General features: G+C 37.5%; 2 protein-coding genes. One reads left to right on the forward strand and one right to left on the reverse strand.

The window, feature by feature from the left end; genetic code table 11:
• Positions 1-135: 135 nt before the first annotated feature.
• Positions 136-432: a HesB/YadR/YfhF family protein gene (locus tag AC1DUW_RS31280; RefSeq protein WP_053345882.1), complete on the reverse strand. Its 297-nt coding sequence runs from the start codon at positions 430-432 to the stop codon at positions 136-138.
• Positions 433-522: 90 nt separating this feature from the next.
• Here AC1DUW_RS31280 and AC1DUW_RS31285 point away from each other — a divergent pair.
• On the forward strand, positions 523-762 hold a 240-nt coding region (locus tag AC1DUW_RS31285; RefSeq protein WP_477644507.1), incomplete at its 3' end, for an NUDIX domain-containing protein.

Here is a 762-nt window from a genome sequence, read left to right on the forward strand (position 1 = left end):
GGAAGGATGGTTATTCTCATTTTGATCTATTGGGGGCTAGGCAAAAGGAAATTCTTAAAGCCGAGGATATTAAAGAAAGGCTGGTCAATTGAATAGGGAATTTTGCAACAGCAGTCTACACCGCTGCTGCATGTATTAAGCACTTTTTTCGTAATGAAATTCAGGCTCAGTTAGTTTTTCATTAAAGGTGATAAGTAAATCGTGACCATCGAAGTACCAGATATCTTTTTCTTCCACATAGAAAGTAATCTTATTCAATGTAGTTGCCGCTGCCACAGCTTCAGGTTCTTCTATCATGATACCTAATGAAAAGCCGCTTTGAAGGGAACTATGTCCTCCATATCTTACATAAAAGCGCAAATGAGAGCCTTCCTGAAGCTCTAACTCATCGCTATACCACTTAGCAGCTTGTTCGGAAATTGTTAGTTTCATACAAATTCTCCTTCCCAGAGGTTCGCTATTTAAGTATAAAGTAATTATATAGCAGATGCGAATATTGTGCGCTATAGAAAGGAAATCGCTATGGAGATTATATACAATATTTGTTTTATTACTCGAAAAAAATCTGGCAAAAATGAAGTCTTAATGCTTTTTCGCAAAAAAGAGCCAAATAAACATAAATGGAATGGTGTAGGCGGGAAAATTGAACCAGGTGAAACAATCGATGAGTCGATGGAACGAGAAATTATTGAAGAAACTGGTTTGAAGGTAAAAGGACTGACCTTTCGTGGGATTGTGACATGGAATCAAACGGGAGGAATG

The organism is Peribacillus sp. P4_C12, from assembly GCF_056402095.1.